23 protein-coding genes are annotated in these 25,406 nt (G+C 60.6%); 10 read left to right on the forward strand and 13 right to left on the reverse strand.

What is annotated here, in order from left to right:
* Nucleotides 1–54: 54 nt before the first annotated feature.
* The gene (locus VOI22_RS01370) at nt 55–1,341 is read left to right on the forward strand and encodes a urate hydroxylase PuuD (RefSeq protein WP_323794807.1); all 1,287 of its coding nucleotides are present in this window, start codon (nt 55–57) and stop codon (nt 1,339–1,341) included.
* On the forward strand, nt 1,341–2,624 hold the full coding sequence (gene guaD, locus VOI22_RS01375) for a guanine deaminase (RefSeq protein ID WP_323794808.1): 1,284 nt from the start codon (nt 1,341–1,343) through the stop codon (nt 2,622–2,624). The genes VOI22_RS01370 and guaD overlap by 1 nt, the downstream gene beginning before the upstream one ends.
* Before the next feature lie 11 nt (nt 2,625–2,635).
* Here the strand turns inward: guaD and VOI22_RS01380 are convergent, their stop codons facing one another.
* The 3 genes from VOI22_RS01380 to VOI22_RS01390 all read right to left on the reverse strand — a co-directional run bounded on the left by VOI22_RS01380 (nt 2,636) and on the right by VOI22_RS01390 (nt 6,387).
* Nucleotides 2,636–3,568, reverse strand: coding sequence for a hypothetical protein (locus VOI22_RS01380; RefSeq protein ID WP_323794809.1), 933 nt, complete (start codon nt 3,566–3,568; stop codon nt 2,636–2,638).
* A gap of 225 nt (nt 3,569–3,793) precedes the next feature.
* Entirely contained in the window at nt 3,794–5,455 is a 1,662-nt protein-coding gene (locus VOI22_RS01385) for a thiamine pyrophosphate-binding protein (protein WP_323794810.1), read from the reverse strand.
* 245 nt (nt 5,456–5,700) lie between these two features.
* Complete coding sequence (locus tag VOI22_RS01390) at nt 5,701–6,387, reverse strand: fumarylacetoacetate hydrolase family protein (RefSeq protein WP_323794811.1); 687 nt, start codon at nt 6,385–6,387, stop codon at nt 5,701–5,703.
* A 167-nt stretch (nt 6,388–6,554) separates the two neighbouring features.
* Here VOI22_RS01390 and VOI22_RS01395 point away from each other — a divergent pair, with 167 nt between their 5' ends.
* The 7 genes from VOI22_RS01395 to tcuB all read left to right on the forward strand — a co-directional run bounded on the left by VOI22_RS01395 (nt 6,555) and on the right by tcuB (nt 13,375).
* The gene (locus VOI22_RS01395; RefSeq protein ID WP_323794812.1) at nt 6,555–7,244 is read left to right on the forward strand and encodes a FadR/GntR family transcriptional regulator; all 690 of its coding nucleotides are present in this window, start codon (nt 6,555–6,557) and stop codon (nt 7,242–7,244) included.
* Nucleotides 7,245–7,335: 91 nt separating this feature from the next.
* Nucleotides 7,336–8,310: an ABC transporter substrate-binding protein gene (locus tag VOI22_RS01400; RefSeq protein ID WP_323794813.1), complete on the forward strand. Its 975-nt coding sequence runs from the start codon at nt 7,336–7,338 to the stop codon at nt 8,308–8,310.
* A gap of 71 nt (nt 8,311–8,381) precedes the next feature.
* Nucleotides 8,382–9,146 (forward strand): ABC transporter permease, encoded by a 765-nt coding sequence (locus VOI22_RS01405; RefSeq protein WP_323794814.1) that lies wholly within the window; start codon nt 8,382–8,384, stop codon nt 9,144–9,146.
* Nucleotides 9,133–9,933, forward strand: a complete 801-nt coding sequence (locus VOI22_RS01410; RefSeq protein WP_323794815.1) for an ABC transporter ATP-binding protein — start codon at nt 9,133–9,135, stop codon at nt 9,931–9,933. Before VOI22_RS01405 ends, VOI22_RS01410 begins: the two co-directional genes overlap by 14 nt.
* A gap of 8 nt (nt 9,934–9,941) precedes the next feature.
* Entirely contained in the window at nt 9,942–10,694 is a 753-nt protein-coding gene (locus tag VOI22_RS01415; protein ID WP_323794816.1) for an ABC transporter permease, read from the forward strand.
* A gap of 142 nt (nt 10,695–10,836) precedes the next feature.
* Nucleotides 10,837–12,294 (forward strand): FAD-dependent tricarballylate dehydrogenase TcuA, encoded by a 1,458-nt coding sequence (tcuA, locus tag VOI22_RS01420; protein ID WP_323794817.1) that lies wholly within the window; start codon nt 10,837–10,839, stop codon nt 12,292–12,294.
* Nucleotides 12,284–13,375: a tricarballylate utilization 4Fe-4S protein TcuB gene (gene tcuB / locus VOI22_RS01425; RefSeq protein WP_323794818.1), complete on the forward strand. Its 1,092-nt coding sequence runs from the start codon at nt 12,284–12,286 to the stop codon at nt 13,373–13,375. Before tcuA ends, tcuB begins: the two co-directional genes overlap by 11 nt.
* 75 nt (nt 13,376–13,450) lie before the next feature.
* Here the strand turns inward: tcuB and VOI22_RS01430 are convergent, their stop codons facing one another.
* The 10 genes from VOI22_RS01430 to VOI22_RS01475 all read right to left on the reverse strand — a co-directional run bounded on the left by VOI22_RS01430 (nt 13,451) and on the right by VOI22_RS01475 (nt 24,354).
* Complete coding sequence (locus VOI22_RS01430; RefSeq protein WP_323794819.1) at nt 13,451–15,703, reverse strand: xanthine dehydrogenase family protein molybdopterin-binding subunit; 2,253 nt, start codon at nt 15,701–15,703, stop codon at nt 13,451–13,453.
* A gap of 227 nt (nt 15,704–15,930) precedes the next feature.
* Nucleotides 15,931–17,007 (reverse strand): hybrid-cluster NAD(P)-dependent oxidoreductase, encoded by a 1,077-nt coding sequence (locus VOI22_RS01435; protein WP_323794820.1) that lies wholly within the window; start codon nt 17,005–17,007, stop codon nt 15,931–15,933.
* 3 nt (nt 17,008–17,010) lie between these two features.
* The gene (locus VOI22_RS01440; RefSeq protein WP_323794821.1) at nt 17,011–18,237 is read right to left on the reverse strand and encodes an aromatic ring-hydroxylating dioxygenase subunit alpha; all 1,227 of its coding nucleotides are present in this window, start codon (nt 18,235–18,237) and stop codon (nt 17,011–17,013) included.
* Between the two features lie 166 nt (nt 18,238–18,403).
* A complete protein-coding gene (locus VOI22_RS01445; protein WP_323794822.1) occupies nt 18,404–18,886 on the reverse strand; it encodes a (2Fe-2S)-binding protein in 483 nt (160 codons plus the stop codon).
* Nucleotides 18,887–18,890: 4 nt separating this feature from the next.
* Nucleotides 18,891–19,760, reverse strand: a complete 870-nt coding sequence (locus VOI22_RS01450) for a xanthine dehydrogenase family protein subunit M (RefSeq protein ID WP_323794823.1) — start codon at nt 19,758–19,760, stop codon at nt 18,891–18,893.
* 217 nt (nt 19,761–19,977) lie between these two features.
* Entirely contained in the window at nt 19,978–21,687 is a 1,710-nt protein-coding gene (locus VOI22_RS01455; protein WP_323794824.1) for a thiamine pyrophosphate-requiring protein, read from the reverse strand.
* Between the two features lie 145 nt (nt 21,688–21,832).
* A complete protein-coding gene (gene pcaG / locus VOI22_RS01460; RefSeq protein WP_323794825.1) occupies nt 21,833–22,447 on the reverse strand; it encodes a protocatechuate 3,4-dioxygenase subunit alpha in 615 nt (204 codons plus the stop codon).
* Complete coding sequence (gene pcaH, locus VOI22_RS01465; protein WP_323794826.1) at nt 22,447–23,190, reverse strand: protocatechuate 3,4-dioxygenase subunit beta; 744 nt, start codon at nt 23,188–23,190, stop codon at nt 22,447–22,449. The genes pcaG and pcaH overlap by 1 nt, the downstream gene beginning before the upstream one ends.
* A complete protein-coding gene (gene pcaC / locus VOI22_RS01470) occupies nt 23,187–23,567 on the reverse strand; it encodes a 4-carboxymuconolactone decarboxylase (RefSeq protein ID WP_323794827.1) in 381 nt (126 codons plus the stop codon). The genes pcaH and pcaC overlap by 4 nt, the downstream gene beginning before the upstream one ends.
* A gap of 43 nt (nt 23,568–23,610) precedes the next feature.
* On the reverse strand, nt 23,611–24,354 hold the full coding sequence (locus VOI22_RS01475; RefSeq protein ID WP_323794828.1) for a GntR family transcriptional regulator: 744 nt from the start codon (nt 24,352–24,354) through the stop codon (nt 23,611–23,613).
* 381 nt (nt 24,355–24,735) lie between these two features.
* Here VOI22_RS01475 and VOI22_RS01480 point away from each other — a divergent pair, with 381 nt between their 5' ends.
* Nucleotides 24,736–25,236 carry a PAS domain-containing protein gene (locus VOI22_RS01480; RefSeq protein WP_323794829.1) on the forward strand — a complete coding sequence of 167 codons (501 nt, stop codon included), beginning with the start codon at nt 24,736–24,738 and terminating at the stop codon, nt 25,234–25,236.
* Nucleotides 25,237–25,406: the final 170 nt, after the last annotated feature.

Raw genomic sequence — 25,406 nt, forward strand, 5'->3', positions numbered from 1 at the left:
AATAATTCCTATAAAGTAAACAGGAGATATAGAGGTTTTGAAAGGGCGGTGGATTTGCCAGAGTGGCAAGATGCCGATCTGATGGGGGTATCAATGCTCGAGCTGCTGCCGAATTCAGCGATTATCTGGGACTGGGCGTCCTTCGCGGCGCGCTGGCTGCATGTCATCACCGCCATTGCCTGGATTGGATCGTCCTTCTATTTCATCGCTCTCGATCTCGGCCTGCGCAGGGCGGCTGGCTTGCCGGAAGGCGCCCATGGCGAGGAATGGCAGGTACATGGCGGCGGCTTCTATCACATCCAGAAATATCTGGTGGCTCCTGCCGCCCTGCCGGAACACCTGACCTGGTTCAAGTGGGAGAGCTACTGGACCTGGGTGTCCGGCTTCGCACTGATGTGCGTTGTCTATTACGGCGGTGCGGAGTTGTTCCTGATCGACCGTTCTGTCTGGGACGCGGAGCCCTGGATGGCGATTGCAGCCTCCGTCGCCTCTCTAGCACTGGGCTGGACGGTCTACACCTTCGCTTGCCGCTCACCGCTGGCGAAGAACCCGACGCTGTTGATGGTGATCCTCTACTGCGCGCTGGTGGCACTTGCCTGGGGGTTCACACAGATCTTCACCGGGCGCGCCGCCTTCCTGCATCTGGGGGCGATCACGGCGACCATTATGTCAGCAAACGTTTTCATGGTGATCATTCCGAACCAGAAGATCGTCGTCGCCGATCTGAAGGCGGGCAGGGTACCGGATGCGAAATACGGCGCCATCGCCAAGCTGCGCTCGACCCATAACAACTACCTGACGCTGCCGGTCCTGTTCCTGATGTTGTCGAACCATTATCCGCTCGCCTTCGCGACGGAATACAACTGGGTGATCGCCAGCCTTGTGTTCCTGATGGGCGTCACCATCAGGCATTTCTTCAACAGCATGCATGCCCGCAAAGGGCAGCCCTGGTGGACCTGGGCGGTGACGGTAGCGTTGTTCCTCGCCATCGTCCTGCTCTCGACGGCGGGGCCTAAACAGACGGACGAGGAGGCGGCCGAAGTGATGACGCCAGAGGCAACCCGGCTTGCTGCCTCGCCGCATTTCGAGACGGTCTACGAGGCTGTGCTCGGCCGCTGCTCCATGTGTCATGCGAGCGAGCCTGCCTGGGACGGCATCGCCGTGGCGCCTAAGGGCGTGCTGTTGGAAACCGAGGCGCAGATCGCCGCTCATGCCCGTGAGATCTATCTGCAGGCGGGCCGCAGCCACGCCATGCCTCCCGCCAATGTCTCCTATATGGAACCTGCGGAGCGGGCGCAGATCGTGCTCTGGTACGAAGATAATAGTCCGGTGGTGCAGTGATGCCTGATCTCATTCTGAGGGGCCGGGTTCTAAGTTTCCGGGAGGAGCCGGCTGGCTACGACGATACCGCGTCCTTCCGCTATATCGAGGATGGCGGCATACGCATCCGGGACGGCAGGATCGCCGAATGCGCGGATTTTTCGACGCTGGAAACGGACGGTGCGGAGATCGTCGATCACCGCCCGCACCTGATCGTGCCCGGTTTCATCGACGCCCATGCCCATTATCCGCAGATGCAGGTGATCGCCTCCTGGGGCGCCAAGCTGCTCGACTGGCTGGAGAAATACACCTTCCCGGAGGAAACCAAATTCTCCGACCCGGACCATTGCCGCCGCATCGCCGGATATTTCCTCGACACGCTGACGGCGCATGGCACGACGACGGCGGCGGTTTATTGCACCGTGCATCCGCAATCGGCCGAGGCGTTCTTCGCAGCGGCGGAAGAACGGAACATGGCGATGATCGCCGGCAAGGTGATGATGGACCGGCACGCGCCGGAGGCTCTTTGTGATGCACCGCAATCCTCTTACGACGATACCACGGCGCTGATCGGGAAGTGGCACGGCAAAGGCAGGGCGCACTATGCGATCACGCCGCGCTTCGCCATCACTTCCACGCCGGAACAGATGGAGATGGCAGAGGCGCTGGTCCGCGAGAATCCCGGTTGCTACCTGCAGACCCATCTCTCGGAGAACAAGGCCGAGATCGAACTGACCAGAGAGCTTTATCCGCAGGCGCGGGATTATTTCGATGTTTATGAGAAGTACGGCCTGCTCGGCGAGCGCAGCCTGTTTGGGCATGCCATTCACCTGACACACCGGGAGCGGGACCGGATGGCGGAGACCGGTTCGGTCGCGGTCTATTGCCCGACTTCCAACCTGTTCCTGGGCAGCGGTCTTTATGACGAGGCAGGGCTGAAGGAAGCGGGTGTCCGCCGGGCCATCGCCACGGATGTTGGTGGCGGGACCAACTACTCCATGCTGCGGACGCTGGACGAAGGCTACAAGGCCCTGCAATTACGCGGGCAGAACATTGACCCGCTGCGCAGCTTCTACTGGGCAAGCCTCGGCAATGCCCGTGCGCTGAAGCTGGAGGACCGGATCGGCACGCTGGAGCCGGGCACCGATGCGGATATCACAGTGCTCGATAGTCGGGCGACGGATGTCATGGCGCTGCGTATGGAGACGGTGAAGAGCCTGCAGGAAGAGCTGTTCGTCCTGCAGACCCTTGGAGACGATCGTGCGGTGGCCGAAACCTACATCGCCGGCCATCCGGCGAAGTAAGGGTCGAAGGTTTAGGCTTTCTCAGCCAGGTAGGCTTTCAGGATATCCATTTGCCGAAGGTTGGTCAGACCCTTGCTGGTCTCAATTCTCCAGAATTGGGTTGCCCAGTTCAGTCCGGAATACTCGGCAATATGGATCGTATAAAGATTGAGCTTCTCTGCGATCTTGAGCGGGATTCGATGCAGCAGTAATGTACGGTTCGGGCTTTTTGGGCTTCCCGCATCGGCCGACCAGGCAATGCGGGGTGCTGGCGGCGTATAGTCCGATTCGGTGAAACCGGACCCGTTGTGGTTCGCCGTGCTGACTGCTGTTTCCGTTCGCGAGAGGTATTGGTAGCGACGGATGCTCCATCGGTTTTCAACAAGATTATCCAGAATCTGATCCGTATCGGAGCCGTTGACCATGCTGAGCAGACGGGTGACCGGGTCAGACGAATTTTCCGGCGGCTGATGCAAATGGAACAGGCGGGGCAGGCAGGCATTGCAATCAAGCTCGAACGAGTTCACCCAATCGCTCGGCAAAGAAGAGGCAATGCGTCGAGCAAGTTTCAGCGAAGGTGTCCAGCCGGGCTCCATGATGCGGTGGACCTGGCTGGGAGATGTTCCCGTGGTCAGCGCAAGCTTGTAGGGCGAGAGGCCGTTCTCGACGATCCATCGCCGGGCCATCTCGGTGATCTTGAAAATTTCAAACTCGATGGTGTTGAGTGCCTGCGAGGAGGGCGTTTTGTTGGAAGGCTGCAGACGGTTTTCTTGAATATCGAACGGGCCATCCACCCAATCTTTCAGGGCTTTGGTCAGGACGCCGAATTCGTTGTCGGTCGAAATCCTGGGTTCTCCTCGAGAATCCACAGGCCGCTCTCTCTGGCTGTCGCCAGAAATCACCTCAGTGTGCGAAAACTCAGTACGCAAACAGGAATCTGAATCGTGCAACGATCCCTTGCTCATCACTTTTTCCCATTCTGGCTCTTTGCAGTGACGCGCCGATGTTCGTGTCCTTCTGGACACGGTAGTCAGTATTAATACCTTTAAGGTAAATACATTTTAACTTAGATCCCCAATGAACGCAATCCGAGTCGCCCGAAATCCTCAGGAATTCAGTGCTTTGTCGGCGTTAATAAGAATTTATTAACAAAATCAATGTATTTTGCGCGCGTCGCGCGACGTAGCCAGCTACTTGTGAGGGTGTGCCCTCTGCATGACCGGTGAAATTATCTGGTCCGAGATGTGAAAATCCCAGACAGCACCGCGATCCGATGCGCTGAACTTTTTGACCAGATCAGGCAGTTGGGAGAGGTCAGTGACGGTCTCGCCATCCAGGTCGAAGCCTTTCGCGATACCCGCAAGATCCGGGCGGCCGAAGACGGCGCCTGCGTCGGACAGGCCTTCTGAACGCAGCTTGTGGATCTCCGAGCCATAGGCGCCGTCGTTCAAGACGCAGATCAACACCTTCATGCCGTGTCTGCGGATGGTTTCAAGCTCCTGGATATGCATCAGCAGGCTACCGTCTCCGTCGAACATGACGATCGTTTCGTCCGGCTTGGCCGCGGCGACGCCGATGGCGAAGGAGATGCCGTTCCCGATGGCGCCGAACTCGCGGATGGTGTGGAAGCGTTCGACCGGCCGTTTGGGCATCTGGGCGAAGAAATAGGAGCAATGGCCGGAAGAGTTCACGGCTTCCCAGTCCACCGGCAGTGCATCGTCCAGTGCCGAGGCCACGTCACGCGGGTCGAGCAGGCCCTGTTCCGCCTGAAAGTCGGAGCTGTCCGGCGGGGTGTCCTTGATGCGCTTGGCAAGGGCGGGGCTACGCCAGCTATCGGCATTCTCCGCGTGTGGCTCCAGTGCATCGGCCAGCGCCTTGACGGCAAGGGCGGCGTCGCCGCGCAGATGCGTATCCGCCGGTACCCGTCCCTGACTGAGAGCGACGGGATGGGTGTCGATCTGCAGAACATGCGCCTGGCCGTAGAGCTTGCCGCCATCGGCATTATGGTGTGCGAGGCTGGCTCCGACTGCGACGATCAGATCGGCTTCGGCGAAACATTCCCGCGTGACCTGGCTGGAGAATCCCCCGGCGATACTGAGATTGAACGGGTCGTCGTGAAACAGGCCGCGTGCGGGCAGGGTGGTCGCGAGCAGGCCGCCGCACTTCTCCGCAAGCGCCCGGCAGGCCTCACCTGCACCGGCCGACCGGACGGCGCCTAGTCCAGCCATGACGATGGTCTTTTTCGCACCGGCTATCAGTGTTGCCGCTTCCGCCACGTCGTCTGGATGCGGCGGCATCGGGCGCATTTTCGGCAGGATCTCGCGGGATGGAGCGGGCAGTTCGTCCGGGCCAGCCCAGTCCCTGTTCTGCAGATCGAACGGGACGCCGAGCACCACCGGGCGCATTTCTTCCCGTGCCTGAACGAAGGCGTCGCGGACCTGACGCAGCATGCGGTCCGGGTGATGCAGCGCATGATAGGCCGCACCGCACGCCGTGACGAAGGGGGCCTGATCCAGCTCCTGATTATACCAGTTGTTGCGCAAGGGAGATTCACCGGCAAAGACCACGAGCGGGATATGCGCGCGCACGGCGGCGGGTAAGGCGGTCATGATCTGGGTCAGACCCGGCCCGCAGGTCACGCTGGCAACACCGACCTTGTCCAGCGCCCTGGCATAGGACATGGCCGCCGCGACCGCGCAATGTTCATGTCGGACATAGACGAAATCCGCACCCAGCTCCGCGAAATAGGTGGCCCAGTTCATGTTTGCATCGCCGAGCAGAGCGAAGCAGGTATCCACCTCTTCCTGACGGAAGGCATCCGCCAGGATCTGGTAGGTTTTTTTCGCGGTCATCTTGATATTTCCCCCGGGGCAGGCCGTGTCAGCCATGATGGTGCGCCAAGCATCGCGTTGCTGGAAAAAGCCGCGCGTCTCGGTCGTGTTGTTTGAATCTTATTGAATTGTATACAATTTCGTCAAGCAATCTGCGGTGGACGCGGGACAGGCGTCTGAACTGGTCGCGTTATCGTGCTGCTTGGAGTGTCGGATATCTGGAGAGAGCGGAGCCGTGCTTTCGCACGGCCCCGAGGTCATGTCGGCTAGACGACTTTTATGGTCATGCTGCCGAGCCCGTCGACACTCGCCTCCATAACGTCTCCCCTGGAAACCGGGCCAACGCCTGACGGTGTTCCAGACAGAATGACGTCTCCGGCTGCGAGTTCGAAGAAGCGTGACAGGTAGGAGATCATTTCGGGAACCTTCCAGATCATCTGGTTGAGGTCACCTTCCTGGCGCAACTCGCCATTGATACTCAGCGCCACACGGCCTTGGTCGAGGTGTCCGACTTTCTCCGCCGGATGGACCGGGCCAACCGGAGCGGATCGTTCGAACGCCTTGCCGATTTCCCAGGGGCGGCCCATTTTTTTCTGCTCGCCCTGCAGGTCCCGGCGCGTCATGTCGAGGGACAGGCCGTAGCCATAGACATGATCAAGTGCGTCTTCGAGTGCGATGTTCGTGCCGCCCGATTTCAGGGCTACGAGCATTTCCATCTCATGGTGAACGTCTGAGGATTCCGGCGGGTAGGGGAACTCGCCAGAGGGATCGAGGTTGTCCGGGTTCTTCTGGAAGAAGAAGGGCGGCTCGCGGTCAGGGTCATGGCCCATCTCGACCGCGTGAGCCGCATAATTGCGGCCGATGCAATAAACGCGGCGCACAGGGAAGAGCGCGCTTGAACCGGCGACAGGTATGGCGACCTGCCGGGGTGTTTCTATGACGTAATCAGGCACGCGTACCTCCATTGTTCTGTCGAGCCAGGGGCAGATTTAAGCTGGCCCGAATAAAAAATCAATCTCAACCAATTTAAAAATTGGGGTATTTTTCTTCCGTTTAGGGAATTGATCTGGCATATTCGAACCAATATGGGCAAATTGGTCAACCAGTTTAAGGTGGCGAGGTGCTGACAAGATTGGAGTCCTTCGAGCGGGAAGATCCGGTTTCGGTCCTGCGGAACTTTATCTCGGGCGGCGGCTATGCTCCCGGTGACCGGCTCCCTGCCGAGCGGGAGCTGATTGTCAGCCTTGATATGAGCCGTGCAACCTTGCGCAAGGCACTGGATGTGCTGGAGCGTGACGGAACCATCTGGCGTCATGTCGGCAAGGGTACCTTCATTGCGAGTCAGGGTGGCCCGGACGGTGCCGCCCATCTTCTGGAACTCGGTCGCCACTTGACGCCGGTCAAGATGATCCGGGCACGGCTTTGCATAGAGCCGGCAATCGCTCGCGAGGCGGCGATCAATGCGTCGCGGGAGTCGATCCTGACCATCAATACGGTCAAGGACAGGGCACGGAACGCGACAAGCTGGGCCGATTATGAGGCGGAAGACGATCATCTGCACCGGGCGATCGCGGCATCCACGGACAATCCGTTGCTGGTCGGCATATTCGATCAGCTCAATCAGGTGCGCCGTGCCGTTGCGCTCGGCAATGTCGTGCGTGGCTCGGAGCGTCCGCCTGAAAACCATTCCAGTTTTACGGAGCATGAGCGGATTACAGCGGCCATAGAGTCGCGGGATCCATCTGGTGCAGAAGCGGCGATGCGGCAGCATATCGCGTCCGTCTCCGCGCGTCTTTTCGGGGAGGACTGACCGCTTAACTCAAAAGGTCTGTTTACGGCAAAGAGGGGAAAACCCCCAGCCACGGGAGCTATGTCCCGAAAGTGAACAAAGGGAGGAAACAATGAATAGAATTTTCAAAGCGGCGATTGCGTTCTGCCTCGCCGTTCCGTTCATCACCATGATGACGGTCTCGTCTGCCCAGGCGGACAAGATCCGCATTGCCCTTGCCGAAACGCCGTCGGATGAGCTTGCGGCATTCTTCGTCGCTCTCGACCGGGCGAAGGCAAACGGTCTCGACTACGAGTGGACCGCGTTCTCCGATGAGGAACTCGCAATTCAGGCCGTTCTCAGCGGCCAGATGGATATTGGCTTCGGAACGCCCTATGCCGCCATGCAGCGTTCGCGGGCCCCGATCCGCATCGTCTTCCAGCTCTCCAAGCTGAAGTTCTTCCCGGTAACCTCGAAGAAATACAGCAAGCTTGAGGATCTGAATGGTGAGCCGATCATGCTGCATTCCCGCGGAGGCGGGACGGATTCGATCGCAAACGTGATCGAGGACAAGCTCAACATGAAGTTTGGCAAGCGCTCCTACGTGCCCGGCTCGTCGAACCGGATTGCGGCGCTTATCGCCGGTCAGACGGACGCGACGATCGTCGATCTCTCGAACAAGAACAAGCTGATGAAGCTGCAGGGCGACAAGTTCAACGTGCTGCCGATGTTCGAGGTCGATGCCAGTGACGAGGCCCTGTTCGGAAACCTCGACTGGATCAAGGCGAACGAGAAGGACGTCGATGTCTTCGTGAAGGCGCTGCTCAGCGTCTGGCGGGACATGCACAAGGATCCGACCATCATCAGCCGGGAAACCAATCCCGACGGGCCTATCGGGCAGCTGCCGAAAGAGATTCTCGACAGCCTCGACGGGTTCTATGCGGATGCCGTGGCGGGTGGTCTCTACGATCCGAACGGCGGCGGGCGCAAGGCCGCACAGGCGGACATGGAATGGTACTCGGCCGCAGGGCAGCTTACCGGCGGTCTCGCGTCATTGAAAATCGAGGACTTCTGGTATCTGAAGCCGCTCGACGACGCGTCGAAATAATCCCTGTTTGCGGTCGCCGGGCGTTGCTCTCGGCGACCGCGTTTTTTTGGTCGAACCATCTGGAGCGGTCGATGACCGGCTATCGCTCACTTTTTCTGAAGGTGCTGTCCGCCGTGCTTGTGTTCGGCGCTTGGGAGATCGCCGGCCGGATCCCGGTCAGCTATTCCTTCCCGACGTTCCTCGATACCATGGCGGCTCTGGGAACCCTGACGATCGACGGCACCATGTTCCGAGCCTATGCGGAGACGCTTCAGCCGCTTGCCGTCGGGATTTCGATTTCCGCCGTATTCGGTATCGGGATCGGGCTCTGGGTCGGGCTGAGCGCGCGATTTGACTGGCTCTTCTCGCCGATCTTTATCGTCATGCAGGCGGCGCCTCTGGCCGCCCTTATTCCCTTACTCGTGATGGCCTACGGAGTTGGATTGACCTCGAAGGTGTTCGTGGTCTGTATCATGGCAATGCCCGTGATCGTTCTGAACACAGGGGGCGCAGTCCGTAACACGCCGTCGTCCCTGCAGGAAATGGGGCGCTCCTTCCTTGCTCGCGAAGATCAGATCCTTCTGAAGGTGATTATCCCGGCAGCCTCGCCAGTTATCTTTTCGGGCCTGCGCCTTGGTATTTCGGCGGGCTTTATCGGCGCCATCCTGGCGGAGTTGAAGATCACGCCAACCGGAGTTGGCGACATCATCACCTACAGCCGCTCGATCGCCGATTATCCCAGCATGTATGCCGCCATCTTCTCGATCATCCTTTTCGCCGTGCTGTTCCTGAACCTGGTTGAACGGCTTGAAAATGTACTCTTCAAAGGAAATGACCGTGGCTATGTCTCAGATTAGCGATAGGCCGGACAGTGCTTCGAAGCCGGTGCCGGAGAACGCGGTTGCCGCGCGCAATGTCTCAAAGAATTACGGTGACGTTGAGGCCTTGCGCGATCTGTCGCTCGATTTTCCGCGCGGTCAGTTGACGTCCCTGCTTGGCCCGTCCGGCTGCGGCAAGACAACCCTGCTGAAGATCATCGCGGGCCTCCTGGAGCCATCATCGGGCCAGATCCTGGTCAATGGCGAGCAGGTTGACGGACCCGGACCGGACCGGGCGTTTGTCTTTCAGGACTTCGCCCTTCTGCCCTGGGCAAGCGTGATCAGGAACGTCGCTTTCGGCTTGGAACTCAGAGGGGTTGCCAAATCGGAACGGGAAGCGATTGCCGAGCGGTATATAAAGGAAGTCGGTCTCGCCGGTTTCGAGAACAGTTTTCCGCATGAGCTCTCTGGCGGCATGCGCCAGCGTGTGGGCCTTGCTCGGGCGCTTTCCGTCGATGCGCAGGTCCTGTTGATGGATGAGCCGTTTTCGGCCGTCGATGAGCAGACGAGGCGCAAGTTCCAGGAAGATTTGCTCAATCTGGTGGCGAACGAGAACAAGACCTTCATCTTCGTGACCCACTCGATTGAAGAGGCGGTCTATGTCTCGGATCAGATCGCAATTCTGCTACCCCGTCCAAGCCGGGTCTCTGAGATCATCCGGCCGTCCGGGATCCGCGGAAAAGGTGCCGACAGCATCCGGCGCGATCCGGAATATCTCGATATCGTCGACCGGATCTGGGCTTCCCTGCGCAGTTATGTGGAGTAAGGGCTGAAATGACACTTTTCGGCTATAAACTTCCCGGCATGTCGTCGCTGATCCTCTGGGGCCTGCTCTGGGAGATCGTCGGCAGACTGGATGTGACGTTTTTCGTGCCGCCGCTCTCTGAGGTGGTGAGCACCCTGGTCTCCGTCATTGGAACTCCGGCATTTCTGAAGGCCCTGTCCGAGACGGCCTACGCGTTCTTTGCTGGTGTTTTCTTTGCCGTCTTCATCGGTATTCCAACCGGCATCCTGATGGGCAAGAGTCGTTTCCTTGACGAGCTTCTGCTGCCCTGGGTGAACATGTTCCTGAGTGCGCCATTGACGGCATTGGTGCCGGTGCTGATGGTTTTGTTCGGCTTCGGCATGAAGGCGATTATCATCACCACCACGCTGTTCGCGATCTGGATCATCATTCTGAATTCCCGCGCGGGCGTGTTGCAGATCAACCGGTCCCTGGTGGAAATGGCCCGCTCTTTCGGAGCGTCGCCGCTGGACGCGTTTTTCAAGATCTATTTCTGGGCTGCCTTGCCGGAAATTCTGGGCGGCGTGCGGATCGGTGTGATCCGGGCGGTCAAAGGCGTGATCATCGGCCAGTTGCTGATTTCCATTGTTGGCTTTGGAGCGCTGTTCGAGCTTTATGCGAACAACTTTCTGATGGCCCATTTCTGGGCCGTCCTCGTCGTGCTCTTTGCCCTCGCTTTCACGATCTCTGAATGCCTCTCCTATCTCGAGCGGCGTGTCTCCTATTACGCGGCGAAGCGCTGAGGCCGGGTGAAGCGCACCAGCTTCTGCGGAGCTAGCGCAGGCCTAACCGTGGAGTGCCGGCAACGCGCGTCCGGGCCGATTGACGGCACGAAGAAATATTGTATACAATCCTTCCAAGAAGGCCGCTGACCGGTATCGCTTGATGCTTGGCCGAACGGCCCGCCGAAGGAGAGAAGCCCTGTCTGAAATCACCGATAAAGTTTGGGATGTCGTCGTTGTCGGCGGCGGGAACGCTGCATTGTGCGCGGCCATCGAAGCAGCGGAGGCCGGCTGCCGGGTGATCATCCTGGAAGGTGCTCCGAAGACCTATCGCGGCGGCAACTCCCGCCACACACGGAATTTCCGCTGCATGCATCAGGGGCCGCTTTCGGTCCTGACTGATAGCTATGAAGAGGATGAGTATTTCAACGACTTGCTCCTCGTGACCAAGGGCAATACGGACGAAGACCTGGCCCGGCTGGCGATTCGTACCTCGGAAAGCTGCCTGCCGTGGATGGAAGCGCATGGTGTCCGGTTCCAGCCATCGCTCTCCGGCACCCTGTCGCTGGGGCGAACGAACGCCTTCTTCCTCGGCGGCGGCAAGGCTCTTGTGAATGCCTATTACAACACGGCCGCCGATCTCGGTGTTGAGGTGGTCTATGAGGCCCAGGTGAAGCATGTCGAAATTGAAGGCGGCCGGTTTCAGGCGGTCGCTGTCGAGATCGCGGGCGCTGCGCCTTGCCGGGTGGAAGGCCGCACCATCGTGCTCGCTTCCGGCGGCTTCCAGGGCGATATCGACTGGCTGGCCCGTGCCTGGGGCCCGGCGGCCCGGAACTTCCTGATCCGGGGCACACCCTATAACAGGGGTGTCGTTCTGAAGGACATGCTCGATCAGGGCGCGGACACCGTCGGCGACCCGACCCAGTGCCATGCCGTCGCCATTGATGGGCGGGCACCGAAATTCGACGGTGGTATCGTCACCCGGCTCGATTGCGTGCCGTTCTCCGTTGTCGTGAACAAGGATGGTGAGCGGTTCTACGATGAGGGCGAGGATGTCTGGCCGAAGCGCTATGCCATCTGGGGCCGGCTCGTCGCCGCGCAGCCCGATCAGGTTGCCTATTCGATCATCGATGCGAAGAGCAGCACGCTTTTCATGCCCTCGGTTTTCCCGGCGGTGCAGTCGGACACGCTGGAGGGGCTGGCGGAACAGATGGGGCTTCCCGCCGCGAAGGTGCGGGAGACCGTCGACGCCTTCAACGCGGCCTGCAGGGAAGGCGACTTCCATCCGACAGAGCTGGACGGACTGGCGACGGACGGCGTCGAGCCGCGGAAGACCAACTGGGCCCGGCCGATCACCGAGCCGCCCTTCTACGGCTATTCCCTGCGCCCCGGCGTCACCTTCACCTATCTCGGCCTCAAGGTGGACGCGACCGCGCGGGTGACCATGGAGGGGCAAAAACTTAAAAATGTCTGGGCTGCTGGGGAAATCATGGCCGGAAGTATCCTGGGTGAGGGCTATCTCGCCGGTTTCGGCATGACCATCGGCACCGTGTTTGGCCGGATCGCCGGACAGGAAGCCGCCAAGGGCGCGACCCGGGGAGTGAACAGCAATGCCGCTTGATCACACGACGCAAACGCCAGCCGCAACCTCTCAGACCGATGAAGCGCGCCGACAGATCGAGATCTGCAATGCCTGCCGCTATTGCGAGGGCTATTGCTCTGTCTTCCCCGCGATCACCCGGCAACGCGCCTTTGCCGATGGCGATATCACCCAGCTTGCCAACCTCTGCCACAATTGCCGGGGCTGCTATTACGCCTGCCAATATACCGAGCCGCATGAATTTGCGATCAACCTACCGAAAGCGCTGGCCGAGGCGCGTGCCGATAGCTGGGAACGGTTTGCCTGGCCGGGCTTCCTGGCGGGGCCGTTCCACCGCAGCGGCGTTGCCATCGCGGTCGCGCTCATCGTTGGGTTGGCAGCACTGTTCTGGGCGGCGCAGGCACTGAAGCCCGCCGGTGGGGAAGGCTTCTATGCCGTGATGTCCCACACCATCATGGTGTCGATTTTCACCCCGGCTTTCCTGCTGCCGCTGCTGGCGATTTTCGTCGGCTTGCGCGCCTATTGGCGCGAGGTCGGCGGGCAGCCTGTCAGTCTCGCGCATCTCAAGGCGGCTTTCGCCGACGCGGTCAAGCTGAAGAACCTCTCCGGGGGCGCGGCGGAAGGCTGCAACTTCGAGAAGGGTGATCGCTTCACCAATGTCCGGCGCTGGCACCATCAGGCGGTGATGTACGGCTTCCTGCTCTGCTTCGCTTCAACCGGTTCGGCCACGCTGATGCACTATCTCCTCGATATGCCTGCGCCTTACGGGCTGTTTTCCCTGCCCAAGCTGCTCGGCATCCCGGGCGGCCTGCTGCTGACCCTTGGCGGTCTTGGCATGGCGGTGCTGAAGACGCGGGGCGAGAAGGATCTCGGCGCGCCCGCACTCTGGGGTGGGGAAATGGCTTTCGTGCTGTTGCTGAGCTTTACCGGCGCCAGTGGTCTCGCCCTCTATGCAGCGACCGGCACGGCGGCGGTGTCCGTCCTCTTGCCGCTGCATCTCGGCGCCGTGCTGACCTTCTTCCTGCTCGCGCCCTATTCGAAGATGGTGCACGGATTCTACCGCTTGGCGGCACTGGTGCGGGACGCGCAGCAGAAGTCCTAGAAGAGATCGTTAGGCAAAGAAAAAGCCCCGCGCCGAATGGCGCGGGGCTTCTTTTATGCGTGTGAAGCGGTGTTTCTATTCCGCCGCCATCTTTGTCGCGTCCAGCTTTTCCAGGACCTTCGGCGGAGACATCGGCAGGCTGTAGAAGCGGATGCCGAGGGCGTTGTAGACCGCGTTCCTGATCGCTCCCAGCGGCGGGACCAGCGGGACCTCGCCGACGCCGCGGACACCCTGCGGGTGTTTCGGGTTCGGGACTTCGATGATCACGTTGTCCAGCATCGGCAAATCGGAGCAGACCGGCATCCGATAGTCGAGGAAGCCTGCGTTATCGACCTTGCCGTCCTTGTTGTAGATGTACTCTTCATTCAGGGCCCAGCCGATACCCTGAGCGGCGCCGCCCTGCATCTGGCCTTCGACATAGTCCGGATGGATGGCCTTGCCGACATCCTGGAATGAGGTGTAGCGGATCACGCGGACGATCCCGAGATCGGTATCGACCTCGACGTCGCAGATATGGGTCGCGAAGCCACCTTCGGCGCCGGCGGTGTTGAGCTGTTTGCCTGCACCGATCGGCCCGCCGGTCTCGTTAGACCGCGCCGCCAGTTCCTTGAGCGTCAGGGGCTCGAACTTGCCGGCGTTGTCGCCTGCCGGGCGGGCTGCGCCGTCAGACCAGGTAACCGCGTCGGCCGGGATGCCCCATATCTTGGCGGCGAGACCACGGAGCCGTTCGATCACTTCTTCAGTCGACTGGGTGACCACCATGGCCGAGGCAAACAGCACCCGGCTGCCGCCGGTCAGGTTGCTGTAGCCGATGGTCGCGGTGTCGCCGATCAGAACCGAGACCCGGCGATAGTCGATGCCGAGCAACTCGGCGGTGATGTTGGCGATGGACGCACGGGAGCCGCCGATATCCGGATGGCCCGTGGTGACGACGACGTTGCCGTCCTCTGTGATGTTCACCTGGGCACTGGACTCGCCACCGGCATTGAACCAGTAACCGCTGGCAACGCCGCGACCCTGGAACTTGCCGAGAGGAGCTTTGTAGTGCTCATGCGCGAGTGCGGCCTTCACCGTCTCGGCATAGCCCATGACCGGATAGACCGGGCCGTGCGCGGCCTTGGTTCCCTGTTTGGCGGCGTTCTTGAGACGCAGCTCCAGCGGATCCATGCCGAGTTTCTCGGCAACCTCGTCCAGCACGCATTCGACCGAATAAGCACCGATAGGCGCGCCCGGGGCCCGGTAGGCGGCAACCTTGGACCGATTGGAAACCACGTCATAGCCGAAAGTATGGACGTTCGGGATATCGTACGGCGCGAAGCAGCAGCCGCAGGCACCGCGGATCGGTGAGCCCGGGAAGGCGCCTGCCTGCAGGTAATGCACGGCCTGCCCGGCCACGATGGTGCCGTCTTTCTTGGCGCCGATCTTGACCATGCTCTTGGCGCCGGAGGTTGGGCCGGACGCCCGCATGACTTCCTCGCGGCTCATTACCATCTTTACCGGACGGCCGGATTTCTTCGACAGCATGACCGCAACCGGTTCCAGATAGATAATCGTCTTGCCGCCGAAGCCGCCACCGATCTCGGCCGGGATTGCGCGAATGTCGCTCTGCGGGATGCCGGTCAGGAACGCGGTCATCGCCCGGACCATGAACTGGCCCTGGCTGGAGCTCCAGATCGTCGTCTTGTTGTCGGCGCTCACGCTGACGAGGCAGGCATGGGGCTCGATATAGCCCTGATGCACCGGCCTTGTGTCGAAGCTCCGCTCGACGATCACATCGGCTTCGTCGAAACCGGCATCGATATCGCCCAGCGTGTGCTCAAGCGTACCGGCAATGTTCGAGGGCTTGCCTTCGAACTCGATGAAGTCATGCAGGATCGGTGCGTCGTCCGCGATGGCGTCGTCGATCTCGATGGCCCAGGGCAGGACCTCGTAATCGACTTCGATCAGCTCACAGGCCTTGGCTGCGATCTCGCTTGACGTAGCGGCAACGGATGCAACCGGATGGCCGTGGAACAGGGCTTTTTCGCGCGCCATCACGTTGCGGCACATCCAGCGCATGTCCTGAATGCCAAGCGGCACCGGCGTATGGACAGAGAAATCGACAAGGTCCTTAGCGGTGACAACGGCCTTCACACCGGGCAGTGCCTCGGCCTTGGAAGTGTCGATGGAGCGGATGATGGCATGGGGATGCGGGCTGCGCAGCACCTTGCCCCAGATCATGCCCGGCATGTTGGTGTCCGCTGCATAGGCGGCCTTGCCGGTCACTTTATCGGCGCCGTCCGGACGGATCGTGCTCGTGCCGATCCACTTGTTGGAAATCTCGTTCATGCTGGCTCTCCCTGCGGTCCGGGGCTTTCTGCTGCCCCGTTCATCCCGGCTTTGCTGATCGCCCGGCCCATAGCTGGCGGGCGACCTGCCATAATTCATTCTTCGCTGGAGAAAGCCTACACGGTCTTCGCGCTCCTGAACAAGGTCGGGAGCGCGAAGAGAATGTGCCGATTTGCGCAATGGCTGGATTGCACGCCCGACCGGGAGAGTTCTGATTCCTGGAAGGTCTAGACTTCCACCTCGATACGGCCGATCGGGTTTGAGCAGCAGGCAAGGATATAGCCGGCCTCGATATCGTCTTCCGAGATGCCGCCGTTATGCACCATGTGCACCTCGCCGGAGAGCTTCTTGATCCGGCAGGTGCCGCAGACGCCGAAGGTGCAGCCGGACGGGATATTGAGCCCGGACGCCTTGGCGGCGGCGAGCACCGTGTCGGTCTGGGCACAATGCCCGGTGACGCCGGAGGCGGCGAAGACGATCTCTGCCTTGGCACCTTCCTCGGGAACCGTATCGTCGTGCTCCGGAATATCCTCTTCCTTGGCGACCGGCGCCCGGAAGCTTTCCTGATGGTAGTGGTCCATGTCGAAGCCGAAGCCGGCGAGCGCGTCGCGCACGGCCTGCATGAACGGCTCAGGGCCGCAGCAGAATACTTCGCGCTCAAGATAATCCGGTGTCATCAAACCGAGCATGAGCTGGTTGAACATGCCCTGATAACCGGTCCAGGGCCGGTAGATATCAGGTTCCTCAACGACGAATTTGAGGTCGATGCCCGGATCCCGGCTCGCCATATGTTCAAGCCGTTCTCGGAAGATGATCTCCGACGGGCGCCGGGCGCAATTGATCAGCACCACGTCCGAACGGATGCCAAGATCGAACATGTAGGTGGACATGGACATCATCGGCGTGATGCCCGATCCGGCGGATATGAAGAGGTATTTCTCCGCCGGGTGCTGCGCCATGCAGAACAGCCCGGCCGGGCCGATGGCCTTTATCTTCATACCGGGGCCGAGATTGTCGATCATCCAGCGGGTGCCGACGCTGGTCTCCTGCGCCTTGGCGGTGATCGAAATCGACCTTGGTCGAGAGGGCGAGGAGGAGATCGTGTAAGTCCGGTGGATGGGGCCACCGGGTGTTGGGATCTCGAGCGTCAGGAACTGACCGGCCTGAAAGTCGAACAAGGCTCCGGATGGGGCCCTGAAGGTGAAGGTCGCGGTATGCGGAGCCTCCGGCAGCACGGAGACGCATTCCAAAGGCTCGCTATCGTGCCAGACTCCTGCATCCCGAATAGGCGATGAGGCGGCCATGGATTACTCCGCAGTAAGCATGGTTGGGCGTAGGCGGTCGCCCATCGCATTGCAGTACCAGTCCACGAAGGAAATCACGCCGCTTTCCTGGGTACGGGAATAGGGGCCGGGCTCGTAGGCTGGCGAATTGATGCCACGCTGGTTGTCCTCGACCACACGGCGGTCTTCGTCATTTGTGGCGGTCCAGACTTCGGTCAGGCGCTTCAGATCGTAATCCTCGTCCTCGACCGCATTCTTGTTGACCAGCCACTTCGTGGTGACCTCGGTTTGGGTCGGTCCGATCGGGGTCACCCGGAAGACGATGGAATGATCGGCCAGGAAGTGGTTCCAGGTTGTCGGATAGTGGAATTTCAGCAAAGCGCCAGCCGATTTGTCAGCGATCCGGCCGAGGAATTTACTGACCGCGACCTTGCCGTCCATCGTGTAGCTTTCGGCGCCTTCAAGCAGGGGCATCCGGGTCACCCGGTATTGCATGTTGTCCGACATCTGGAAGCGGGACGGAAAGCCTTGCGCCTCCATCCGCTCGAAATGTGCCTGCAATTGCAGTGACGTCCCGTCGACGCCGAAAAGCGTTGGGTCCTCCGGAAAGGTGCGGCACAGGCTCGGATGGTTCCCGCTGCAGTGATAGCACTCGCGGTTGTTCTCCCAGACCAGCTTCCAGTTGCCGTTCTCGATGATGCTGCTTTCGTGGGCGACCTTGGCGTTGCTCAGATCATGCGGCGCGAGATAAGGCTGGACGAGATCGGCATAGGCGTCGAAGTCGGGCGCATCGTCGGCGAGACAGATATAGACGAGGCCGGAGAGTTCGCGGCAATGCACCGGCTTCAGACCGTGCTGCGAGGCGTCGAAATCGGGCCCCATATCCCGCGCCCAGAGCAGCTTGCCGTCGAGCTCGTAGGTCCACTGGTGATAGGGGCAGACCAGTTTCGGGGCATTGCCCTTGGTGGCCTTGCAAATTACCGATCCGCGGTGCCGGCAGGTATTGTGGAAGGCACGGATTACATTGTCAGCGCCGCGCACGATGATGACGCGATAATCGCCGACCTTGTGGGTGACATAACTACCGGATTTTGCCAGCTCGCACGCCGGTATCGCGAACAGCCACTCGCGATACCAGATTTGCTCCATGTCGAGCCGGAAGATATCAGGGTCACCGTAGAAGGGCTGGGCCAGGCTGTGGCCGCTTCGGCGCTGGTTCAGCAAGGCCAGCATGTAGTTGCGCGCGCTCATCTCTCATCCTCGCACCTTGAACGATGAAATTAGAGCACGGGAAAGAGCCCAGCATTCGTCATGGGAACGACATTGCTGCGTCGCAAAATAAACATTCGAAATATGTATGAAGAAAGCCGCCGCGGAGCGCCGTTACGGGCCCGCGGCGGTCTTGCCAATAGGGTCTTTACTCGGCCGCGCCGCGCAGGTCCGCGGCGGTTTCCAGAACGGCGCGTACAATCTTGTCGTAGCCGGTGCAGCGGCAGAGATTGCCTGCGAGCCAGTACCGCACTTCGGTCTCGCTCGGGTTCGGGTTCTTTTTCAGCAAGGCATCCGCCGCGACCAGAACGCCGGGGGTGCAGATGCCGCATTGCAGTGCGGCCGTTTCGAGGAACTTCTGCTGCAGAGGATGCAACGCCTCGCCCTCGGACATGCCCTCGATCGTTTTGATCTCGTGGCCTTCGGCCTCTACTGCCAGCATCAGGCAGGAGCAAACCAGCCGGTCATCCAAGGTGACGCTGCAGGCGCCGCAATCGCCGGAGCCGCAGCCTTCCTTGGAGCCGGTCATGCCAAGATTGTCCCGGAGCACGTCCAGCATGGTCTCATTTGGCTCGCAGAGGAATTCCGTCGGCTCGCCATTGATGGTGGTGGTTACATGCATCTTGGCCATGTTCTCAGCCTCCCTTGGCGCGTTCGGCGGCGATGGCGGTGGTGCGTTTCAACAGCACGCCCGCGACTTTGGTGCGATAGGCAATGGTACCGCGCTTGTCGTCGATCGGATTGCAGGCAGCGCTGCAGGCAGCGGCGGCCTTGTCCAGTGCGGCATCGTTCAGCTTGGTGAGGACCAGGGCTTTGGCGGCATCCTCGACCAGTAACACGGTCGGGGCGACGGCGCCGAGGCTGACACGGGCAGCGGTGCAGGTATCGCCATCCATGGTCAGGCTGACGGCGCAGCCGACGACGGCGATATCCATTTCCGTGCGCGGGATCATCCGCAGATAGGCGTCGCTGGAATGTGCGGGGCGAGGCGGCAATGTGAAACTGACCAGAATTTCGCCGGGGGCGAGGCTGGTTTTGCCGGGGCCAGTCGGGATTTGCTCGACCGGAATATTACGCTGTCCGTTCGGGCCCTGAACCGTGGCAATGGCACCGGCGGCGACCAGGCCGGGAATGCTGTCGGCGGCAGGCGAGCCGTTGCAGAGGTTTCCGCCGGCGGAAGCGCGGCCCTGAACCTGTGTCGAGCCGATCAGGTTGAGGCCTTCAAGCACACCGGGCCAGACCTTGCCGAATGTCGGATGTTCTTCCAGAACAGCGCCGGAAACAGCGGCGCCGATCCGGAAACCGCCCTCCGGCGTCTTCTCGATCGCAGTCAGCTCCGCGACTTTCTTGATGTCGACGATCAGGCCGGGCTTGACCATGCCCGCGCGCATCTGCACCAGCAGGTCGGTACCGCCGGCCAGAATGCGGGCAGCGCCTTTCGCCGCAGCATAAGCGCCGATCGCTTCATCCAGCGTCGACGGCGCTACATATTGGATATCTGTCATAAAGATTTTCCCAGCGTCGTTCCCCATTTCACACACCAGTTCCGCCACCACATTGGCCGGGGGCGATTTCTTCCGATGCGCGAATTAAGGAAGGCTACACGGCAGGAGGGGCACTGAACAACCCCGACGCGCGGGACCAGTCCTGTGCGAGGCGGGCAAGAGTTGAGATTACCCGCAGTTTATGAGGTGAAGGCACCAATATAGGCCTTTGAAAAAGTCAGCCTGCTGCGATCTGGATATCGAGCAGAACCTGCCGGCGCTGCTTGGTGGCGATGGTAATGGCGCGTTCCAGAGCGGCGGGCAGCTCGCTTCCCCTCTCGACCCTTTCGACATGGGCATTGCTGGCGCTGGCCGTCTGCCGGAAATCCGGGCTCGGAGTCAAAGCGGTGAGCGGAACTTCGTTCGCCTTCGCGGCATGGCCCTCCGGATAGAGACCGACGACCGATTGCCGGACGGCGCCCCATTCGTGGTTGTTCAGGATCAGGGTGATCACAGGCAGGCCAAGGCCTTCGGCGATCTGATGGCAGACCGTCGGATTCGAGAACATGTAGGAGCCGTCGCCCATGGTGGCGACCACAAGCCGGTCCGGGTCGGCGAGCTGGGCGCCGAGGGCCGCGGGCAGGCCCCAGCCGAGACCGCCCGAATGGGGTTCCTGAAAGAACGAGTTCACCTCGCGCCGACTGAGGAAGCCGAGCATGGTGCCGAGCTCGGAATAGACGGTGGAGGTGCGGCCTTCGAGTGCCTTGCCGAGGCAGTGGCTGACCCATTGCTTACTCATCGGCTCACTGTTTCCGGCTTCCGCAATGCGCACCATATCCGCCCGGGTGGCTGCGGATGCTTTGGCGACCTGCTTCCGGCGCTCGTGGATACGGGCCTGGTTTTTCGGTTGCGCATCAACCGCGGCGGCGAGTGCCGGGATGGTGTCCGCGCTCTCACCGGTGAGTGTTATGGAGGATCTGAAATTACGCACCGGGAAACGGGAGAAGATCGGGTCGGGGCCGAGATTAATGATGGTGGCATCGCTGCGAGGCTTGTGGATGTCCGGCTGCCAGGGAGCGAGACTGTCCAGAATCAGGATGACATCGGCCTCCTCGATCCAGGGCGACGGGTTAGGGCCAACATGGCAGTCATGATCCGTCGGCAGCGCCAGCTCGACGGCCCAGTAGGAACAGACCGGGATAGCCCAGTCTGAGACCATCTGCTGGAACTGCGCAAAACTCGACGCATCTCCGGCGCCGCGTTGGGCAATGATCAGCGGTTTCTCCGCATTGGCCAGAGCCTTGGCCGCCGCCTGCAGGCTGGAGGCTTCCGGCATGATCCGGGCAGGAGCCATCGCCCCGTCGGCGGTCAGACCGTCGGCGGGGATGGTCTCGCACAGGACTTCCCGGGGCAGGGAGAGATAGGCGGGGCCTTTTGGTGTCGAATTCGAGATGGCATAAGCCCGGTCCATCAGTTCGGTGATCTGCTCCGGATAGCGCAACTCGAAGTCCCACTTGCAGCATTCCCTAACCATGCCGGCCTGATCCCGCATTTCCTGGCCCCAGCCGATGGGCACGGTGCGGGCGCCGAACCGGCTGTGCTCGGTGATCGGTGTGCGTCCGGACATCAGCAGCATCGGCACATGGGCGCAGGCCGCGTTGATGGCGCCGGTCACCCCGTTCGACAGGCCGACATTGGTGTGCAGCATGACGGCGGGGCATTTGCCGGAGAGCTGGTAGTAGCCGTGGGCCATGCTCATGGCCGCGTGCTCGTGCGGGATCGTCAGAGCCTGCGGCAGGGCGATGTCTTTCGCCTTCGCTTCGGCGAGACCTTCGATGATCGGGGGGAAGTCCGTGCCGGAATTGCAGAACACGTAATCGATGCCGAGCGCCTTCAGGCGCGTGAAGATTGCGCCGCCGGCGGTCATGGTTTCGCGCGAGCCTGACATTGTTCCTCCCGGAGATTTTTCTGCTTTCAGTCTGTCGCTGAAATGTCGGTGTTCAGAGGATTATTGATCGGAATGATTTGACTTGCGACGGAAAGAGGGCGGGAAGATTGTGCCCGCCCTCTCCATACTCTTGTGTCTTGCTGGCCTAGAAGTCGAAGAATACGGTTTCGTTCTCGCCCTGCAGATAAATATCGAACCGGTAGGCGCCGTTCCCGGTCTTCTTTGCGATCAGGGTGGGCACCCGGTTCTGGTGTTCCAGTCGTGTCAGGATCGGGTCTTTCGCGTTGGCGTCCGCCTCGTCCTCGAAATACAGCCGGGTCTGCAGGCCGATATTGATGCCGCGTGCGACAATCCACAGGCTGATATGCGGTGCCATCATGCGGCCATCGGGGAACGGCACGGCGCCGGGCTTGACGGTCTCGAAGACCCATTCACCGGTTGTGTAATCTCCGGCCTTGCGGCCCCAGCCGGTGAAGTTCGGATCGGCCGTGCCGCGATGCTCCTCCGGGCTGGGATAAAGACCATCCGCATCGGCCTGCCAGATCTCGACCATGGCGTCCTTCAGCGGCGTGCCTGTGCCGTCATAGACGATACCGGTCACGCTGATTCGCTCGCCCCGGGTCTGTGCGTTCACCATGGAGGTGCCGAGATCTTCCGGATAGACGCCTTCGATGCCGCAAAAGTTCGGCACGCAGCCAATATGAACGTAGGGGCCCGCAGTCTGGCTCGGGCTTTCTTTCAGACGGTTGAGAGACTGCATCAGTTCCCCTCCAGCTTGTTCTCGAACAGGGTCGAGCGCTTGCCGCGCAGCACCATGTCGAATTTGTAGGCACGGGCATCCATCGGCACCGTGCTGTCCATGTCCAGAAGCGCGATCAGGCTCTCGATGCCCTCGCGGTGTGGCACGACATCGACGATCGGGCATTTCCAGATCATCGGATCGCCCTCGAAATACATCTGCGTGATCAGTCGCTGGGCGAAGCCCTGTCCGAACAGTGAGAAATGGATATGGGCCGGGCGCCAGTCGTTGCCCCGGTTTGGCCAGGGATAGGGGCCTGGCTGCACGGTGCGGAACTCGTACGAACCGTCCTCGCCGGTGATGGCGCGCCCGCAACCGCCGAAATTCGGGTCCAGTGGGGCGATATAGCCTTCCTTCGCATGCCGATATCGGCCGCCGGCATTTGCCTGCCAGAACTCCACCATCACGTTCGGCACGCCACGTCCGCTCTCGTCCAGTACGCGGCCATAGACGATGATGCGCGGACCGATGGCGCTCTCGCCCGACTTTGCGAAATTCAGGATCAGGTCGTTATCCAGAGCGCCGATGACGTTGTGGCCGAAGACCGGTCCGGTGACTTCGCTGAGGGTCTGCGGCATGGACAGCAGGGCCCGGCTCGGCGAGCGTGCCACCGAGGTCTTGTATTGCGGTGTCAGTGCTTCGGGCTGCCATCCCCGGTCTCGGGCGAAGAAGCCGGCGGCCGGCCTCTGATTGGTCAGGCTCATATCTCCACTCCCATCTCTCCATAAGTCTTCTTGATGATTTTCAGTGCGTGGTTCGCGGCCGGAACTCCGGCATAGACGGCGACATGCATCATGGCTTCCCTAAGATCGTCGGGAGTGGCCCCGGTATTCGCCGTGGCGCGGACATGCATGGCGACTTCGTCCCACTGGCCGAGCGCGGCCAGCAGGGCGAGGGTGATCATGGAGCGCTCGCGCTTTGTCAGCTTGTCGCTGGCCCAGACGGTGCCCCAGGCGCCTTCGGTGATGAAGCTTTGGAACGGCTCGTCGAATGCCGTCTTCGCCGCTTCCGCCCGATCCACATGGGCATCGCCCAGTACCGAGCGGCGGATCTTCATGCCATTGTCAAAGCGTTCACTCATAGTGTCGTCTCTTCCCGAATTTGTGGTTTCTGTTTTTGTCTGTTCAGGCCGTCACCAGGGTGAGGGCGGGATAACGGGCCTTGATCCTGTCATCGTTCATGGCGACTTCGAGATTGCGCCGGGCGAGGCGGGCATGCTCGCGGGCGAGGGCTTCGGCCCGGCTGCCTTCGCGCATCTCGATGGCGTTCACGATCTCCCGATGCTGCGATTGGGCCTGAACCAGCGAGCCATGAAACTCTGGTAGGTCCCGTTGCACCATGAGCAGCGCGTTCGGACTGGCAAAAGGCAGCCCGGTCAGCCGGTCGACTTCCCGTGCGATAACGGAACTGCCGCAGCTCTCTTTCAACAGGTCGTGGAAGGCCGCATTGCAGGCGGTATAAGCCGCATGGTCGAGATCTTCCCCTGGAACCTGAAGCAGCGCATCAATCTCCGACAGCAGCGTGCCGAATACCTCGGACTGGGCCGGTGAGATGCCCCGCTCAGCGGCCAACCGGGCAGCGGTGCCTTCAAGGACGCCACGCAGCTCGATAGCGTCGAGAATGTCTTCAGTCGCGAATTTGCGTACAGAAAAGCCCCCGGAGGGAATGGCGTCGACGGCGCCTTCCTGCTCAAGCCGGGCCAGGGCTGCACGGACTGGTGTGCGAGAGAGTTGCAGCCGCTCGGCAATGGCCGGTTCGCTTAGCCGGGCACCGGGCGCGAACACCCCGGAAAACAGAAGCTCGCGGATACCCGCCAGCGCCCGTTCCGATTGGCTCTGAACCCGTTCCTGACTTTCGCTCTCCATCATTTTCGCGCCCTGATGCCCCCCTGAATTATCCCGCAATAATATTCATTGAGCCCAGATGTGTATACACCTTGATGAAAATCAGCCCTTATTTTCTTGTTTTTGACTCTCTTTCGGTGGGTTTTTCGATTTCATGTATACACATCAGTTTTCGGGGGGTGCCGAAGATACATCCACCTCACTGAATCTTTTTCTCACGCAGCGGAGGCTTGGGCTTCCTGGTTATCCCTGTGTGTTCTGGCTGAATTCAAGCGTGCTATAGATAGCTCAGATATCGCCTGTTCGCGTCGCTGAAATGCAGGGGCGGCGTGGGGCGCGGTGGGACTATCCGGGACGTTTTAGAGCTGCACTCGCATTATGGGTAGCGGCCGTGGTCGGAGCTGAATGGTTTCTTTGCTTGTCAGAGGAATAGAAGATCTGAATGGCGCCGATCTGGCTGTACGCGACTTCTATAATTATTGGTCGGGACTCATTGGCAGTGACGGCGCGCTCCCGGCACGAGAACAGATCGACCCACTCGAGATCTGGCCGCATATCGGCAAAGTGATTATCGCGGAGCTTTATCGGGACGGTGTCTTCGATCCCTGGTACCGCCTCGTCGGCGGCGAAGTTTCGGATCTCGCCGGCCGCAGTCTGAAAAACCGTTTGTTCCGGGATGTGTATTCCAAAGAACAAGCCGAGGAGTTCGGGGCGCTTTACCACGAGATCATGCAGGACAAGCTGCCGCGCTACGATGTATCGAGCAACAAGCTTCCGAACCGGGAGTTCGTGAAGATTGCCCGGCTTATGGTTCCATTCGCAAGTGATGGCCGGAACGTCGACGTTATCGTCGGCATCGTCGTCGCGGCAGAGGACCGCCGTGCTCGCCCCCGAAGGTCATTCTAGCGACGTAATGCCGGATTAATGTGGCCGTGAAAAATACGGAGTCCGTGCTTGTGGAGACAGGACGGAGACTTGCGCAGGCCCGGTGCTTCTGTGCCTGCGTTGACGCTCAGCAGGCTTTCATAAATAGTCCTCGGCGATAAAAAACTATTCAACTATCATGTGTTAGATCG

It is taken from the genome of Nisaea sp. (assembly GCF_034670185.1).
In the GTDB taxonomy this organism is placed as follows: Bacteria; Pseudomonadota; Alphaproteobacteria; order Thalassobaculales; family Thalassobaculaceae; genus Nisaea.